Source organism: Paraburkholderia elongata, from assembly GCF_013177735.1.
GTDB classification, from domain to species: domain Bacteria; phylum Pseudomonadota; class Gammaproteobacteria; order Burkholderiales; family Burkholderiaceae; genus Paraburkholderia; species Paraburkholderia elongata.
The window spans coordinates 17,478-34,392 of the sequence record NZ_WOEZ01000270.1 but is presented as its reverse complement, the minus strand read 5'-3'; the positions used below and the strand labels follow the sequence as shown (position 1 = coordinate 34,392).

At 58.5% G+C, this 16,915-nt stretch carries 14 protein-coding genes and 2 pseudogenes; 13 read left to right on the top strand and 3 right to left on the bottom strand.

The window, feature by feature from the left end; translation table 11 throughout:
• Positions 1 to 1,101, bottom strand: a 1,101-nt coding sequence (locus GNZ13_RS44860; RefSeq protein ID WP_172177143.1) for a CaiB/BaiF CoA transferase family protein, incomplete at its 3' end; no start/stop codon positions are given.
• A gap of 358 nt (positions 1,102 to 1,459) precedes the next feature.
• On the opposite strand from GNZ13_RS44860, the gene GNZ13_RS44855 reads away from it, so the two are divergent.
• The 5 genes from GNZ13_RS44855 to GNZ13_RS44835 all read left to right on the top strand — a co-directional run bounded on the left by GNZ13_RS44855 (position 1,460) and on the right by GNZ13_RS44835 (position 6,659).
• Positions 1,460 to 2,293, top strand: coding sequence for an IclR family transcriptional regulator (locus GNZ13_RS44855; RefSeq protein ID WP_172177147.1), 834 nt, complete (start codon positions 1,460 to 1,462; stop codon positions 2,291 to 2,293).
• A gap of 52 nt (positions 2,294 to 2,345) precedes the next feature.
• The gene (locus GNZ13_RS44850; RefSeq protein ID WP_172177141.1) at positions 2,346 to 3,500 is read left to right on the top strand and encodes an acyl-CoA dehydrogenase family protein; all 1,155 of its coding nucleotides are present in this window, start codon (positions 2,346 to 2,348) and stop codon (positions 3,498 to 3,500) included.
• 113 nt (positions 3,501 to 3,613) lie between these two features.
• On the top strand, positions 3,614 to 4,873 hold the full coding sequence (locus GNZ13_RS44845; protein ID WP_172177139.1) for an MFS transporter: 1,260 nt from the start codon (positions 3,614 to 3,616) through the stop codon (positions 4,871 to 4,873).
• 73 nt (positions 4,874 to 4,946) lie between these two features.
• A complete protein-coding gene (locus GNZ13_RS44840) occupies positions 4,947 to 5,696 on the top strand; it encodes an electron transfer flavoprotein subunit beta/FixA family protein (RefSeq protein WP_172177137.1) in 750 nt (249 codons plus the stop codon).
• A gap of 21 nt (positions 5,697 to 5,717) precedes the next feature.
• On the top strand, positions 5,718 to 6,659 hold the full coding sequence (locus GNZ13_RS44835) for an electron transfer flavoprotein subunit alpha/FixB family protein (RefSeq protein WP_172177135.1): 942 nt from the start codon (positions 5,718 to 5,720) through the stop codon (positions 6,657 to 6,659).
• 580 nt (positions 6,660 to 7,239) lie between these two features.
• Here GNZ13_RS44835 and GNZ13_RS54035 read toward each other — a convergent pair.
• A pseudogene (locus GNZ13_RS54035) lies at positions 7,240 to 7,526 on the bottom strand (IS110 family transposase); the annotation flags it as partial.
• 435 nt (positions 7,527 to 7,961) lie between these two features.
• Positions 7,962 to 8,885, bottom strand: a complete 924-nt coding sequence (locus GNZ13_RS44825; RefSeq protein WP_172177133.1) for a helix-turn-helix domain-containing protein — start codon at positions 8,883 to 8,885, stop codon at positions 7,962 to 7,964.
• A 122-nt stretch (positions 8,886 to 9,007) separates the two neighbouring features.
• Here GNZ13_RS44825 and GNZ13_RS54515 point away from each other — a divergent pair.
• The 8 genes and pseudogenes from GNZ13_RS54515 to GNZ13_RS44795 form a co-directional block, all read left to right on the top strand.
• Positions 9,008 to 9,228 (top strand): annotated as a pseudogene (locus GNZ13_RS54515) (IS6 family transposase); the annotation flags it as partial.
• Between the two features lie 379 nt (positions 9,229 to 9,607).
• Positions 9,608 to 10,510, top strand: a complete 903-nt coding sequence (locus GNZ13_RS44820; RefSeq protein ID WP_172177131.1) for an alpha/beta hydrolase — start codon at positions 9,608 to 9,610, stop codon at positions 10,508 to 10,510.
• 105 nt (positions 10,511 to 10,615) lie between these two features.
• A complete protein-coding gene (locus tag GNZ13_RS44815) occupies positions 10,616 to 12,211 on the top strand; it encodes a flavin-containing monooxygenase (protein ID WP_172177129.1) in 1,596 nt (531 codons plus the stop codon).
• Positions 12,212 to 12,243: 32 nt separating this feature from the next.
• On the top strand, positions 12,244 to 12,657 hold the full coding sequence (locus GNZ13_RS53670; protein WP_268959242.1) for an SDR family NAD(P)-dependent oxidoreductase: 414 nt from the start codon (positions 12,244 to 12,246) through the stop codon (positions 12,655 to 12,657).
• Entirely contained in the window at positions 12,627 to 12,995 is a 369-nt protein-coding gene (locus GNZ13_RS53665; protein WP_268959241.1) for an SDR family oxidoreductase, read from the top strand. The genes GNZ13_RS53670 and GNZ13_RS53665 overlap by 31 nt, the downstream gene beginning before the upstream one ends.
• A 68-nt stretch (positions 12,996 to 13,063) precedes the next feature.
• Positions 13,064 to 14,116, top strand: coding sequence for an alcohol dehydrogenase (locus GNZ13_RS44805; protein WP_172177127.1), 1,053 nt, complete (start codon positions 13,064 to 13,066; stop codon positions 14,114 to 14,116).
• Between the two features lie 15 nt (positions 14,117 to 14,131).
• A complete protein-coding gene (locus GNZ13_RS44800; protein WP_172177125.1) occupies positions 14,132 to 15,562 on the top strand; it encodes an NAD-dependent succinate-semialdehyde dehydrogenase in 1,431 nt (476 codons plus the stop codon).
• 257 nt (positions 15,563 to 15,819) lie between these two features.
• Entirely contained in the window at positions 15,820 to 16,899 is a 1,080-nt protein-coding gene (locus GNZ13_RS44795; RefSeq protein ID WP_172177123.1) for a porin, read from the top strand.
• Positions 16,900 to 16,915: the final 16 nt, after the last annotated feature.

Sequence of the window (16,915 nt, the reverse complement as noted above, 5' to 3'; positions counted from 1 at the left end):
CGCTGACATCCGGATCGGATTCGCTACGGTGGGCGCGCTGCCGGAGAGCGGATGAGGCAAATCCACCCGCATACCGCGGTATTGGACCTGGGGGTGTGCGAACGTCTGGGCGATGTCGTTGATCGGTCCGCAAGGTATGCCCGCGCCCGCGAGTGGCGTCACCCACTGTTCAATCGTGCGCGTAACCAGGACTTCCTGAATCATTGGGACGAGCGTTTCGCGGTTCATCACGCGTACCGCATTCGTTGCAAAACGCGGATCGGTTGCCAGATGTGTGCAATTCGCAATCTCGCAGAATTTGCGGAACTGTCCGTCGTTGCCGACGGCCAGCACCATTTGGCCGTCTTTGGCCTTGAACACCTGGTAAGGCACGATGTTCGCGTGCGCATTGCCTTCGCGTTTCGGCGTCTTTCCCGATACAAGGTAGTTGAGGTTCATATTCGCCATCGCCGCGACTTGTACGTCGAGCAATGCCATGTCGATGTATTGGCCTTCGCCCGTCTCTGTGCGATGTGCCAGTGCAGCCAGAATGCCGACGGTTGCATACATTCCTGTCATCAAGTCAGCAAACGCTACCCCGACCTTTTGTGGACCACCGCCTGGCAGTTCGTCCCGCTCGCCTGTGATGCTCATCAATCCGCCCATGGCCTGAACGATGAAGTCGTAACCGGCCAGCTTCGAGAGCGGACCGTCTTGCCCGAAGCCTGTTATCGAGCAGTAAATGAGGCGCGGATTGATTGCGCGCAGATCGCTGTACGCAAGCTCGTAGCGTGCCATGTCGCCGACCTTGTAGTTCTCGATGAACACGTCGCTCTGTTCCGCCAGCTTCCGGATGATGGCTTGCCCTTCATGCGTCGCTATGTCCAGCGTGACCGACTTTTTGCCGCGATTGGCGGACAGGAAATAGGCGGATTCGCCGGTGGCATTGCCGTCATGGTCGTGCAGGTAGGGCGGGCCCCAGCCGCGGGTGTCGTCGCCCGTGCCAGTTCGTTCGATCTTGATCACTTCAGCGCCCAGATCCGCCAGCGTTTGGCTCGCCCAGGGGCCGGCCAGGATGCGGGACAGATCGAGAACGCGAAGGTGTGAAAGTGCTCCGGACATGGAAGTCATCCTGAAGTTAAAGGCGATCCTCGGGTGAGGTTTGCTCTCTGTATTGGTCCGCTGTGCGGACCGATGATATAGAATCTGAACTGGTACGCACAGTAACGGACTCAACGCTGAATGTAAATACCGTTAAGTCACGGTCGCAGACAGTCTTAACTGGCGCGCCAAGAAGGCGATCTAAATGGATCTTGCAAGGCGCCGGCCGGTTTGTTATACAAAATTGCACGCACGTTCATAAAAGGTCCGATGTGCGGACCGAATTTCGAAAATGTTTGACACGGAGATTTTCGCCATGACAGGATTCGGCAAGGGAAAGGAATCGAGAGCGCAAGGGCAGAGTTCAGCTATGTCGAAGATGAAAAACGCGGCGGGGTCATCGGAGCCCCAGTATGAGCAACGTGACATTGCGCGTTTCGACGAAGAGGCGAGCACGGATCGGCAGTTCGTGACTGCGTTGGCGAGGGGGCTTGAGGTGCTGCGGTGCTTCGCCCCCCGGGAGCGCTATCTGGGGTTGTCGGAGCTTGCTCGTCGCACGAGCCTGCCGAAAGCAACGGTGGCGCGATTGGCAGGCACGCTCGCGAAGCTGGGTTATCTGCGCTACTCGGAGTCGCTCGGGAAATATAGCCTTGGGACAGGTGTTCTCTCGCTTGGCTATTCGATGCTGTCGAATCTGGACATCCGGGATGTCGCACGCCCATTCATGCAGGAACTTGCCGAGTATTCCCGCGCATCGGTAGCCGTCGGGGTTCGTGATCGCCTTTCGATCGTCTACATCGAGTGGGTGCGCAGCAGCGCGCCGATTACGGTAATGCGTGGCGTCGGCGTCCGATTGCCCCTTGCGACGACATCGATTGGACGGGCGTACCTTGCGGCGGCGCCCGAGGATGAGCGCAACGAAGTGCTCGAGCAAGTACGTCTTCAGGACGAATCGGCGTGGCCGCGCATCAAGCGTGGCGTCGATCAGGCACTGAAGGACTATGAGGAACGCGGCTTCTGCCGCTCGATCGGCGAATGGGACAAAGATATCGCCAGCGTTGGCGCCCCGTTCACGGCACCCGATGGCACCCGCATGGCTTTCAATTGCGGGGGGCCAGCATTCGTAATGAGCCGGGATACGCTGGAAAACGACATTGGTCCCCGCCTCGTGGACCTTGTGCAACGTTTAGGTGCTGCCATAGGGCGGCGATGACCGACACATGGGACGCTCGAGCGAAGCGCCCCCTTTGGAATCAGGAATACAGATGATCCGTGACCAGGAAACGCTAAACCTTCTTCTCGACGCAGTTTCGCGCTTCGTGCGCGAGCGACTCGTCCCCGCTGAGAATGAAGTGGCGGAAACAGATGAAATTCCCACTGACATCGTTGCCGGGATGCGCGAGCTCGGGCTTTTCGGCCTTTCCATCCCCGAGGAATACGGTGGTCTTGGGCTCACGATGGAAGAGGAAGTGTTAGTGGCCTTCGAAATCGGGAAAACTTCGCCATGCTTTCGCTCGTTATTCGGCACCAATGTCGGTATCGGGTCGCAAGGGATCATCATCGACGGAACGGTGGAACAGAGGCAACACTATCTGCCAAAGCTCGCGTCGGGGGAACTCATTGCGTCATTCGCGCTGACCGAACCGGGTTCCGGTTCGGATGCCGGTTCGCTGTCCACGCGGGCTGTGCGCGACGGCGACGACTACGTCATCAACGGCACCAAGCGCTTCATCACGAACGCACCCGAGGCAGGCATCTATACCGTCATGGCCCGCACCAACCCCGATGTCAAAGGCGCGGGCGGCATCTCCGCATTTATCGTCGAAAGAGACCTCCCTGGTGTATCGCTCGGAAAGATCGACAAGAAGATGGGGCAGAAGGGCGCGCATACATGCGACGTCATCTTCGAAAATTGCCGTGTACCGGCGCAAAACCTCATTGGCGGTGTGGAGGGCATTGGCTTCAAAACCGCGATGAGAGTGCTAGATAAGGGGCGGCTGCACATTTCAGCGATTTGCGTGGGCGCAGCCGAGCGCATGCTCGAAGACGCGCTTCACTACGCGCTGGAGCGGCAGCAGTTCGGCAAGCCGATCGGCGAATTTCAGCTTATTCAGGCCATGCTCGCCGATAGCAAGGCGGAGATCTACTCCGCCCGTTCGATGGTGCTCGACGCGGCTCGTCGTCGCGACAACAAGGAGGACGTCTCCACCGAAGCATCGTGCTGCAAGCTGTTCGCTTCGGAGATGTGCGGCCGTGTAGCCGATCGCGCAGTGCAGATCCACGGCGGGGCGGGATATGTCGCGGAGTATGCGATCGAACGCTTTTACCGCGATGTGCGCCTGTTCCGCATCTACGAAGGCACCAGCCAGATTCAGCAACTTGTCATCGCGCGGAACATGATGCGCAACGCGAGTATCTAGACGCTGCCGCTATGTCGAAATAGTTAAGAGCGCGGGGACGGTCGCCGAAGATTGTTTGCCGTGAAAGCGCCGAAGAGCGCCTGTCGGCATGTTTGTCGCATGGAGGAGAGAAGATGGAAATCAATTCGTTTAGCAGGCAAGGCCTGATCGCGCACGATCGCGTATGGATCGCGGCATTTGTGTTTGCTTTTCTCGGTCTGATGGTCGACGGAGCAGACCTGATGTTCCTTTCTTATAGCCTGTCGAGTCTCAAGCACGAATTCGGACTCTCGAATATTGAAGCAGGGGCGCTGGGTAGCATCACGCTCGCGGGCATGGCGATTGGCGGTATCTATGGCGGGTGGGCCTGTGATCGCTTTGGCCGCGTGCGTACGATGGTCTGGACTATCGCGGTGTTTTCGATTGGTACAGCAGCGCTCGGCTTCACGCACAACTTCTCACAGTTCGCCGCATTTCGCTTCATTGCGGCGCTTGGGCTCGGCGCACAGTATGTAGCGTGTAATACGCTGATGTCCGAATATGCGCCTACCAGAATTCGGACGACGATCCTCGGCACGTTACAGGCAGGATGGTCGGTCGGCTACGTGGTGGCGACTATTCTGGCCGGCTGGATCCTGCCGGCATTCGGCTGGCGTTATCTCTTCTTCATCTCGATTGTTCCTGTTGTCCTTGCGTTAGTTATGCAACGTATGGTTCCCGAACCGGAGAGTTACGTTGCTTCGCGAGATGCGCGCCCTCCCAGCAATGCCGTCGGAAGAAAAAGAGGCGTAGGTGCGATGAAGCTCGTCTTTGGCGATCCGGCTCGCTGCCGCATGTTCATGTTGTGGTCGCTGACGGCGGGCCTGCTGCAGTTCGGTTATTACGGCGTCAGCAACTGGATGCCGACGTATCTGGAGAAGGAATTACATCTGAATTTTTCGTCGATGACGAGCTATATGGTCGGCACCTATGTCGCCATGATCCTCGGAAAGATCATGGCAGGCTGGCTCGCGGACAAGTTTGGCCGGCGAGCGGTGTTCGCATTCGGGGCATTCGGTGCGGCGGTGTTCTTGCCGGCTATCGTGCTGTGGCACACGCCAGGGAACATTGTTTATCTGATGACCATTTTTGGCTTCCTCTACGGGATGCCATATGGCGTGAACGCGACTTACATGACCGAAAGTTTCGAGGCCCGCATTCGCGGCTCGGCTGTGGGTGGCGCCTACAACCTGGGACGTGCCGGTGCAGCGATTGCCCCTGCCGCGATTGGATTCCTTGCGACCAACGGCACGATCGGCCTCGGCTTTCTGGTCATGGGCGGGGCCTACTTTCTTTGCGGGCTTGTGCCCGCGCTCTTCATCAGGGAGAAGCTCTACGATCCGCAGAAAGCGTGACCGTATCAGCTGACCGCGCGGCCGTACCTGCTCAGGTTGCGGGGCGGCGGCATATTTGTTGATTGGGGATTTTATGAAGATTCTGGTACCGGTAAAGCGTGTGGTCGATTACAACGTGAAAGTTCGAGTGAAATCGGATGGCACGGGCGTCGACATCGCGAACGTGAAGATGTCGATGAATCCGTTCGACGAAATCGCGGTTGAAGAAGCCGTTCGTCTGAGGGAAGCGGGCGTGGCGACTGAAGTGATCGCTGTGTCGGCAGGTGTGACGCAGTCGCAGGAAACGCTGCGCACGGCGCTGGCAATCGGCGCGGACCGCGCGATCCTGATCGAGTCGAACGAAGACCTGCAGCCGCTGTCGGTCGCCAAGCTGCTGAAGGCGCTGGTCGACAGGGAACAGCCGCAGCTGGTCATCCTCGGCAAGCAGGCGATCGACGACGATTCGAACCAGACCGGCCAGATGCTGGCTGCGCTGGCCAACCTGCCGCAAGCCACGTTCGCCTCGAAGGTTGTCGTGGCCGACGGTAAGGCTACGGTGTCGCGCGAAGTGGATGGCGGCGCGGAAACGCTGTCGCTGAGCTTGCCCGCTGTGATCACGACCGATCTGCGCCTGAACGAGCCGCGCTACGTGACGCTGCCGAACATCATGAAGGCGAAGAAGAAGCCGCTGGAAGTCATCAAGCCGGAAGACCTCGGCGTTGATGTGACGCCGCGCCTGAAGACGCTGAAAGTCGTCGAGCCGCCGAAGCGCTCCGCCGGTGTGAAGGTGCCGGATGTGAAGACGCTGGTCGAGAAGTTGAAGACCGAAGCCAAGGTGTTGTAGCTGGAACCTGAGAGATAAAAAATGACGACTCTGATTATTGCAGAACACGACAGTGCGTCGATCAAGGCGGCGACGCTGAACACGATTGCAGCCGCGCAGAAGATTGGTGGCGATATTCACGTGCTGGTCGCAGGTGAAAACGCGCAGGGCGCAGCGGATGCAGCAGCGAAGATTGCAGGCGTTAGCAAAGTGCTGCTGGCCGACGCGCCGCAACTCGCAGCGGGTCTCGCAGAAAACGTCGAAGCGACGGTCCTGAACATTGCGAAGGACTACACGCACATCCTGACGCCGGCAACGGCCTACGGCAAGAACATCGCGCCGCGTATCGCAGCGAAGCTCGACGTTGCACAGATCAGCGATATCACCGCCGTGGACAGCGCCGACACGTTCGAGCGCCCGATCTACGCGGGTAACGCGATCGCGACGGTGCAATCGGCTGATCCGATCAAGGTCATCACGGTCCGCACGACCGGTTTCGATCCGGTCGCAGCAGAAGGCGGCAGCGCCACGGTCGAGAAGATCGAAGCGGCAGCCGACACGGGCCTCTCGCAATTCGTGAGCCGTGAAGTGACGAAGCTGGACCGTCCGGAACTGACCTCGGCGAAGATCATCGTCTCGGGTGGCCGTGGGCTGGGCAACGGCGAGAACTACACCAAGGTTCTGGAGCCGCTGGCTGACAAGCTGAACGCAGCGCTGGGCGCGTCGCGCGCAGCGGTCGACGCGGGCTTCGTGCCGAACGACTATCAGGTCGGCCAGACCGGCAAGATCGTTGCGCCGCAACTGTACGTGGCAGTCGGCATCTCGGGTGCGATCCAGCATCTGGCCGGCATGAAAGACTCGAAAGTCATCGTTGCGATCAACAAAGACCCGGAAGCGCCGATCTTCAGCGTCGCGGACTATGGTCTGGTCGGCGATCTGTTCACGGTCGTGCCGGAGTTTGAGGCGACATTGTCTCGAGCGTAGTGCGAGAAAACGTCAACGTCTGACGAGGTGACAGGTGGGCAATCTGAATGAGATGGGGCATGTGCGAGCGATGGCAGCCTTGACCGCTAATGCCGAGGATGCCTCGATTTGGCGGTGGTTCGCTCCTCTCCTCGAAGAGAGGAGAATTCGCTGGTGCTACAGCGGCGGCAGTTGGCTCGTGAGCGTCGATAACAGGCACGTTGCCACGGATAAGAGCTTCGACAATGCTATCCGGATTGCGAGGGAAGCCACGCGAAGATGCAAGCGACCAATATCGAAGGGGCCAGTAGTAGCCTCGTTTACTGCTTAATCCCGAGAAGGGGCGCGCTAGTTGCCGGAAGGCCTGACGCGTTTTTTGTCGGTCGACTATCTTGACCTTGCGGCAGTTCGTCGACCCGGCGGAAGGAGTACCGCGTTAGATGCTTCTGCTTGGCTCCAGGCGTCCGCCCAGCAATTTTTAGCCATTGGACCTGATTTCATGAAGAGCTGCTTCACGCCCTGAGTCAGTCGGCCAAGCATTTCGAGGGGGAAGCGCGAGGCTTCCAAGGAGAGGCGGGCACCGCTTCCTCAGCGCATTCACTTAGACGCCCTCGTCGTAGAGTGTGGCTGTCTGCCAGCAGCGGTACAGGATCCGTACCACTTGAACGCCAACGCCCTGACAGCAGCCTGATATGAACAGCCTTTGGCTCACTGCTGGCGGTAGTAGGCACCGGCCCAGAATGACTTGTTGATTGTCTGGGCGGCGTATTCGACGAATGTCTGGCGCAGGAACATCGGACATTGCCAACGCCAATGCTCCCAGGATTTCTTGCCGTCGCGCTGAGTGACCGGGATCGCTTTGGCTTTGATGCGCGAGACTTCGGCGCTCGCGCCTATCAGGCTCAAACAGGCGACCGCTCGTTCCGAAGGTCGAGTATCGGGGCGCTAATGGCAGCCAAGCCGGGAATGAGGACTGACTCACCTTCGTCATATCCGCGCGCGCGAATTGCTATAAGGCGCTCGAGCAAACTGGCGGCGGGGGGCAGATTCTTCGAGACAGCCACCTCGAAACCATCGCTAAATTTGGTTCCAGTCGAACGTCATGCTCGGCTTCGATGTTTCAGGAACGCCGCAATCACGTTCGCAGGCATCGAGTTGATGCATCACATTTGGAAGTGAGGATTTTCGCTAGGCAGCTTGCGACTCAAAGACACTGCCACGCTTGCTGTACGGAATTCCGTCCCGTCGGTTCAATAAGATATCCTATTTATAGACACCTGCTATTCCATGCAGGTTATTTGCACCAAACCCGCTTTTACTTCATCACTCAATCTCTGAGTCGGAGTGCATTGGACCGAGACCAGTGATCTGCCTCCGATATTCGGCGGGAGTTGTGTTAAGCGCGCGACGAAAAAGCCGTGTCATGTGGCTTTGATCGGAAAAGCCACTGCTGGCCGCAACCGCTTTCAGGGATACGTCTTTGCGGCCAAGTAACTGTTTGGCGTGTTCGAGCTTCCGACTCATCACGTAAGCATGCGGCGGGCAACCGAATTCCGCACGGAAACACCTCGTGAAGTGAAAGGTGCTGAGCCGTGTGACAGCAGCAAGCTCTGCCAGCGAAATATTGCGCTCGATGTTTGTCTCGATAAATTCCATGAGCACCCGGACTTGAGGCTTTGTGAGGCCGCCATAGCAAGGGAATTCGCGGAAGGCAACGCTGGCATAGTTACGCAGAAGATGGACGCACCCTTGTATTTTCAGAGCCTCCGCATAGAGCTTGCCGCCTGGCCCGCCTTGCTCCAGCTCGTGCGCGAGATTCGCCACGACTGCGGACAGGACCGGATCTTCGGAGCTGACGACATCAAACATTTCAATATTCTTGATGTCCCGTTCAAAGGCTTCGATGGCAATATTTCCCACAGCGGCTTGCGACAAGTACATATGGGAAACTTCAATCGGCTTGTTCCAGCGCCACTGTGACTGTGCAGCGCGCGTAAGGACCGACACAACACCCGGTCCAACCCGCGCAGATTGCCATCGCTCCCCCTCCTGACGTCGACTCATCTGCGCATCGCGATTCTTGTACGCGACGATCATGTAATCCCGCATCGTCGGGATTTCCACGTCTAACGAGTCGTATCGATAGCCTTTCAGCTTCATGCCGTCCCATGCGAGGGGCGCACTGTCCAGTGTCAACTCCCCTGGAATCCAACTAACTATTTCCTCTGGGGGGATCAATGCGTTCATATGCGTTCCTTGGATGCACCTGAATTCATCATCTCGTCGATGATGCACCGCTCGACATCTTGCCACTCTGCTCCCTTTTGAACTTTTGCTCATTTTTTCATATGGGGATGCATAGCTATTTTGATAGCAGCCATCAACCTATCTGGGAACGCGAGCGCCGTATGCGCGGCTTTCGCATCCCTGAACGTACCCCAGCGTTGTTGTCGAGCTTTGGTCTGATCGGGCAACACTTCGCGCTCAAGCGATAGCTACCGCGTGCTCCCCCTGTCACTAGCGACCCGGCGAGCGCTTTGTCAGTTGGCATCGCTTTACTGATCAGGCCCGAAATCCGTTCGCTTTCTGAGCAGGCTCGCGTCTTCTGCGCGCATGCGCCAGCATGCATTTCAACGTGGCGGAGGCCGCCATCATTTGCCCTGACATATATCTTGAGATTTCCTTGACGAGGGCGCCTGTATGGTGTCGCTCATTCGAGCGAGGATATTGAGTGCAACTTGCCCTTGAAATAGAGGAATACCCTGCCACGGCTAAGCATCGGATGTGCGCGTTGGCCCGGTGGCATACAGCAGGTGGTGCCGCCCTGGTATCGATGGAGGGCCTACCTCTACGAAGTCATGCGGAACGTGAGCAATTCTGTTCAACGAAAGGGTAGGTTTTGTTCAATACATCCATCGTCTCTGTTTCGAGAATGGGAGGCATAACTTCCAACGTAACAAGGAGACGAAATGAAAACCTCACCCGAAGCAGATTTCCTGCGCGTTTTGTATCAGTCCTGGTCCGATCGTATGACCGCGAATCCGACACTGACCATCGCGGACCTGCGCAGTCTCTTCGACGAGTGGCACCAGCCGACTTTGGAACCGGAGGGCGTGACCTACCAATCCAAAGCGGTCGCTGGCGTCGAGGCTATCTGGGCGTCGCCGGTAGGCGCGGACGCTTCGAAAGTCATTCTTTATACCCATGGCGGCGGTTTCGCCGTGGGTTCCGCCGCCAGTCACCGCAAGCTCGCAGGGCACCTCGCCAAGCACCTCGGCGTCATTGCCGTTGTCATCGACTACCGCCGCGCACCCGAGCACCCGTTCCCGGCCCAGATCGAGGACTCGACCGCGGTGTACCGCGAACTGCTGGCGCTCGGCTTCAAGGCGCAGGACATCACGACCTGTGGCGACTCGGCCGGCGGCAACCTGGCCATCGCGACAGTGCTCAAGGTGCGTGACGATGGCGTGGCCCTGCCGGGTGCGGTCATCGCGTTCTCGCCGTGGCTCGACATGGAGCACGTAGGGACGACGCTGGAGACCAACCATACGAGCGATGCCCTGGTGAGCAAGACGCTTCTGGAGGGCATGTCGGGCATGTTCCTCGGCGAAAACGGTTCACGAACGAACCCTCTCGCCAACCCGCTCAAGGCCAACTACAAGGGCTTTCCGCGCTTGTACATCGCTGCCGGCTCCGTGGAGACACTTCTCGACAACGCCACCGACCTTGCGGGCATTGCCAGCGATGCAGGTGTCAACGTGACTCTGTCGGTAGTGGACGGCATGCAGCACGTGTTCCCGTTCCTGGCGGGCCGTGCCATCGAGGCAGACGAGGAGCTTCGCCGCATCGGCAAGTGGTTCAAGGGCGATTGACCACCACCTTTTCAGGCATCAACGCCCCCCGGGTTTTTCGCTCATTCCATTCATTGCGGGCCGACCTCCGCTGGCGGAGCTTTGGCCGAAACAAGGAGACATATCATGACACTCGCGACACATTACGACGCCATTGTCGTAGGCGCCGGATTTGGCGGCATGTACATGCTAAAGAAGCTGCGCGACGAACAGGGCCTGAAGGTCCGACTCTTCGACAAGGCCGGCGGCGTGGGCGGCACCTGGTACTGGAATCGCTATCCGGGTGCTCTGTCCGACACCGAGAGCTTCGTCTATTGCTACTCGTGGGACAAAGAGCTATTGCAGGAGATGGACATCACGACCCGCTACGTGACCCAACCACAAATCCTCTCCTATCTCGAGCACGTTGCGGATAGATACAACCTTCGTCCCGACATTCAGCTCAATACGGGCATCACGTCGGCGCACTTCAATGAATCGGCCAACCTCTGGGAGGTAAAGACCGACACGGGAGAGGCCTACACCGCCAAGTTCATCGTGACGGCGCTCGGCTTGCTCTCAGCGACAAACATCCCCAACATCAAGGGTCGCGAGACCTTCCAGGGCGAGTCATATCACACGGCCAACTGGCCCGAGAAAGTAAGCCTTGAAGGCAAGCGCGTTGGCGTGATCGGCACGGGATCAACTGGCGTCCAGGTCATCACCGCGATCGCTCCGAAAGTCAGGCATCTGACCGTGTTCCAGCGGTCGCCGCAATACAGCGTCCCGGTTGGCAACGGCCCCCTGACTCCGCAGTATGTGGAAGACGTGAAGAAGAACTATCACGAGATCTGGGAGCAGGTGAAGGGTTCCGTTGTGGCTTTCGGCTTTGAGGAGAGCACCGTCCCGGCGATGAGCGTTTCCGCGGAGGAGCGGCAGGCCGTTTTCCAGAAGGCGTGGGACAACGGCGGTGGCTTCCGCTTCATGTTCGAAACCTTCTGCGACATCGCAACCGATGAGCAGGCCAACAAGGCAGCGCAGGATTTCATCCGCGGCAAGATCGTCGAGATCGTCAAGGACCCGGAAACCGCCAGAAAGCTCACACCGCAAGAGCTATATGCCAAACGTCCGCTGTGTGACAGCGGCTACTACGCCACGTACAACCGGCCGAATGTCGATCTCGTCGACGTTAAGGCCAATCCGATCGTCGAGATCACCCCCACCGGCGTGAAAACGGCGGATGGGGTCGAACATGCGTTGGACGTGCTGATCTTCGCCACTGGCTTTGACGCGGTGGATGGCAACTACACGAAGATCGACATTCGCGGCCGCAAGGGCCTCACCATCCAGGATCACTGGAAGGGCGGCCCGAGCAGCTACCTGGGTGTGACGAACGTGAACTTCCCCAACATGTTCATGGTACTGGGACCCAATGGCCCCTTCACCAACCTGCCGCCCTCGATCGAGACCCAGGTGGAGTGGATCAGCGCCCTTGTCGAGAACGTCAACGCCAGGAATCTCAAGACGGTGGAGCCCACCGCCGAGGCCGTGGCCAGCTGGACCAGGACGTGTCAGGAGATCGCGAATATGACGCTGTTCTCAAAGGCCGAGTCCTGGATCTTCGGCGCGAACATCCCAGGCAAGCAGAACACGGTGTACTTCTACCTCGCCGGCCTCGGTGCCTACCGACAGCAGCTTGCTGAGGTTCAGAGTGACGACTACAGGGGCTTCCAGTTGCAGTAAACATTTACACATTGGCAAACCGAGGGGGCGTGATGAATCGCGGACAAGGCAAAGTAATTCTCGTGACCGGCGGCGCCATGGGGATGGGGCAATCGCACAGCGAATTGCTTGCGTCGCAAGGCGCATGGGTGTTTGTGGCCGATAGGAATACGGAAGAGGGCCTGGCCACGGTGGAGAGCCTACTCAGGCATGGCGGCAAGGCCGACTTCCTGGCGCTGGATGTAACGAGGGAAGCAGAGTGGGATGCAGCTGTGTGCCAGATCATCGAGCGCGCAGGACGCATCGACGTGCTGGTCAATAACGCCGGGATCCTGATTCTGAAGCCTGTGCAAGACACGTCGATCGAAGAATGGGACCGGATCTTTGAGGTGAATGCGCGCGGCGTCTTCATCGGCCCCCCACAGTCATCCCGTTCATGCAGAAAGCCGGGGGCGGCACCATCGTGAACGTCTCGTCAATCTACGGCCTGGTTGGCGCCCCTGGCGCCAGTGCATATGAGGCATCCAAGGGAGCCGTGCGACTTTTCACCAAGTCCTGCGCCGTGGACCTTGCGCCGTTCAACATCCGGATCAACTCGGTTCACCCAGGCGTCGTCGAGACGCAGATGACCAGGGACATGCTGGCCGACCCGGTCATTCGCCCGGCGCTGCTCGGCCCGACTCTGCTCAAGCGCCCGGCACAGCCGATCGAAGTGTCGCAGGCGGTGCTGTTCCTGGCGTCGGATGAGTCCTCTTTCGTGCATGGGGCGGAACTCGTCGTCGATGGGGGCTATACCGCCAATTGACGATGAAGCACCTGGGAGGCCCAGCGGTCTTCGCTGGGCATACAGCTCATAAATTCTATGGACATCTGATGCGTTGTTATTGCGTTACCGAACACGGTCAGCCTCTTGAACTGGTGGAAAGGCCCGCGCCTCAGGCGCAAGGGACCGAGGTGCTGCTGCGGGTCAAAGCCGCAGGCCTTTGCCATACCGATTTGCACCTCTGGGAAGGTTATTACGATCTCGGTGGCGGCCGTCGCCTCAAGTTGGCTGACCGAGGGATCAAGCCTCCTCTGACCCTCAGCCATGAGATCTGCGGCGAGGTGATTTCGGCGGGCCCGGACGCTGGTCCAGTGCCGACGGGCGCCACGGTACTCGTGCATCCCTGGATTGGTTGCGGCGAATGTGCTACCTGTGAGCGCGGCGAAGAGAACCTGTGCCTGAAGGCACAGTCACTCGGCATTGTGCGCCCCGGCGGATTTGCAGACTACGTGATCGTGCCGCACCCACGATACCTGGTGGAGCTGGACGGGCTCGACCCCGCGAGTGCGGCTCCCTTGGCGTGCGCAGGCGTGACGACCTACAGTGCACTCAAAAAATTGGGCGATCGCCTGTATCAGGATCCTGTGGTCATCATCGGTGCGGGCGGCCTGGGCCTGATGGCCATCGAGATCCTGAAGGCACTGGGGGGCAACGGTGCGATTGTCGTCGATATCGATCCTGCCAAACGGGAGGCCGCGATGGCGGCCGGGGCGTTCCTCGCCATCGATGGCAAAGCAGACGACGCCGCTAAACAGGTCATCCAGGCCACGGGCGGAGGTGCGCGATCGGTGCTTGATCTGGTCGGGGCACCACCGACTGTCAAGCTGGCCATGGACGCTTCCGCGAGGGGTGGGCATATCGTGATTTGCGGATTGATGGGCGGCGAGATCAACCTGTCTCTGCCTGTCATTCCAATGCGCCCGCTCACCTTGCAGGGAAGTTACGTAGGGACGTTGTCCGAGCTGAAAGAGCTGGTCCGACTCTTCAGAGACAAGGCAGTGTCTTCCATCCCTGTTACAAGGCGACCGCTTGCTGAAGTCAATGCTGCACTGGAAGACCTCCAGCACGGAAAAATTGTTGGCCGCACCATTCTCGTTCCCTGACCCGACACAACGCCCATGTATCCGCAAATAACCCTGTACATCGATGGTCAGTTCATTCATGGCGGTGGCCGCCTTGAAAGGGATGTTCTGAACCCTGCAACCAATCTGCCGATCGGTAAAATGCCGCACGCGACCGAAGCCGATCTCGAATGGGCTCTGTCTAGTGCTCAACGCGCGTTCGAATCATGGCGTAACAGCTCACCGATGCTGCGAAGCCAGATACTGCGCAAGGTGGGCGAACTGGCGCGTGAGCGTGCCCAAGATATCGGTCGCAACATTACGCTGGATCAAGGCAAGCCGCTAGCCGAAGCCGTGGGCGAAGTGACCGTCTGCTCAGAACATGCCGACTGGCATGCCGAGGAATGCCGCCGGATTTACGGGAGGGTCATTCCTGCACGCTCCAGCCAGGTTCAGCAAATCGTCTTGCGGGAGCCGATTGGTGTGTGCGTGGCTTTTTCGCCGTGGAACTTCCCCTTCAATCAAGCCATCCGCAAGGTGGCTGCAGCGATTGGCGCCGGGTGTTCTGTGATAGTCAAGGGTTCCAGCGATACGCCCAGCGCCGTGGTAGCGATTGCTCAACTGTTCCATGATGCTGGCCTGCCGCCCGGTGTACTCAATGTGGTTTGGGGTGATTCGGGAAAGATTTCCGACCATCTGATGAAGTCACCCATCGTGCGCAAAATCTCGTTCACGGGTTCCACTCCTGTTGGCCAGCAATTGGCGGCATTGGCCGGTTCTTTGATGAAGCGCTGCACGATGGAGCTGGGCGGTCATGCGCCGGTGATCGTGTGCGACGACGCTGACATCGAAACCGCCGTTGAGCAGCTTGTGAGCTACAAATTCCGCAACGCCGGACAGGTCTGTGTATCGCCCACGCGTTTTTATGTCCAGGAAGGGGTCTACGAACGGTTTGTGGAACGCTTCGTCGCTAAAGCCCACACATTGAAGGTTGGCGACGGCCTGGAGGCGGGAACAAAAATGGGCCCGCTGGCGCAACGTCGCCGCGTCTCCGCCTTAGAGGCGTTCGTAGAAGACGCGAGCCGGCGGGGTGCCAGCATCCTGACCGGGGGGCAGGCGTTGCCGGGTGATGGCAATTTCTTCGCGCCCACCGTTATCACCGATTTGCCGGAAGATGCCCGCTTCATGAACGAAGAGCCATTTGGACCTGTGGCCGGAATTGTCCGCTTCAAGACGATTGAAGAGGCGTTGCAGCGCGCCAACCGGCTACCTTTTGGTCTGGCATCTTACGCCTTCACCACATCCAGCAAGAATGCGCATGTGATCGCCCGAGGGCTCGAGGCGGGCATGGTGTCGATCAACCATCTGGGACTGGCGGTCGCCGAGACCCCGTTCGGCGGCATCAAGGAAAGTGGCTATGGCAGTGAGGGTGGTACGGAGACGTTCGATGGTTACCTGACCACCAAGTTTGTGACCCAGCTTAACTAGAACGGATACTGCAACGGCAGCTGTCGAGTGCCACAGAATTTGCGAATAGCCACAATCAATTCTGGCAATGTAGGCGTCGCGACGATCCGATCGGGAGGACATGCAACGAAATAGGGGCTATCACGCCTCTTCACATAATCCGAAAAATGGTCCATGCGTTCTTAATCTATTTAGCAAGTACTCCTATATAAAAAATAGATTTCACGTCGTTTTTTGCATAAAAAACCGTAGTTGAGCGATAACGGAGGAGACAACAGATGTTCAATCATGAAACTTTTAAGCTGAAACTCGTGGCCGGAGCGGCCGGTTTAATGTTTGCGGGCATGGTCCAGGCGCAGAGCAGCGTCACGCTGTATGGCGTCGTCGACGGCGGTTTGCTGTACACGAGCAAGACGCTCAATTCGATTACCGGGCAGAACGCCGGCAAGCAGTTTTCTCTGATCGACAGCGGAGCGTCGCCTTCGCAGTTCGGCATCGCTGGGACTGAGGACCTCGGTGACGGGCTAAAGGCGCAATTCAAGCTCGAAAGCGGGTTCAGTGTGGCCACCGGTGCCTACAACGACTCGAACGGCAATCAGTTCGGCCGTCAGGCTTGGATCGCCCTCGACGGGAAATTCGGCAATGTCAAGGCAGGCCTGCAATTCTCGCCCTTCTTTCTGGCCCTGTATGGGTCGGACCCGCGACAGTTTTCCCTGTTTGGCAGCGCTGTGGTGAACTACGTCGATAACGTGATCGGCACCGGTATTTTCAACCCGAACGCGGTGTCCTACACGACGCCCAACATTGCGGGATTCGAGGGCAGCGTGTTGTACGCGCTGGGTGGTGAAGCGGGGAATTTTCAGGCGGGCCGACAATACTCGGCGAGTCTGAAATACGATAATGGCAGCCTCATGATCAACGCCGCGATTTACGACGGCAATAGCGGCGGCACGGGGCAGACGCCGGTCTCCACGACGATAGAATTCGAAGGGCGCACGCTTGGAGTGGCGTACAAGTTCGGTGCGCTGACGGCCAAGGCATCGTTTGTTAACTACAAGGTCACCGGCTCGTTCAACAGTAATGTCTACGGCGGCGGTCTCGACTACCTGGCGCTGCCCGTTCTTGACTTCAATGGTGGCGTCTGGGTAACGAGCGACCGTAACCATACGGCGAATCATTCGCTGATGGCGGCGCTGGGCACGCAGTACTTCCTTTCAAAAAGAACTACGCTCTATGGCCAGGTCGGCGTAGTGAACAACCATGGCGCAATGAACACGGGCTTATCCATCAACGGTGCGCTGTACGGCGTGCAGGGTACGACCGCGGGAGTGAATCTCGGAATACGTCACACATTCTAGGGATGATCCTTGCTCG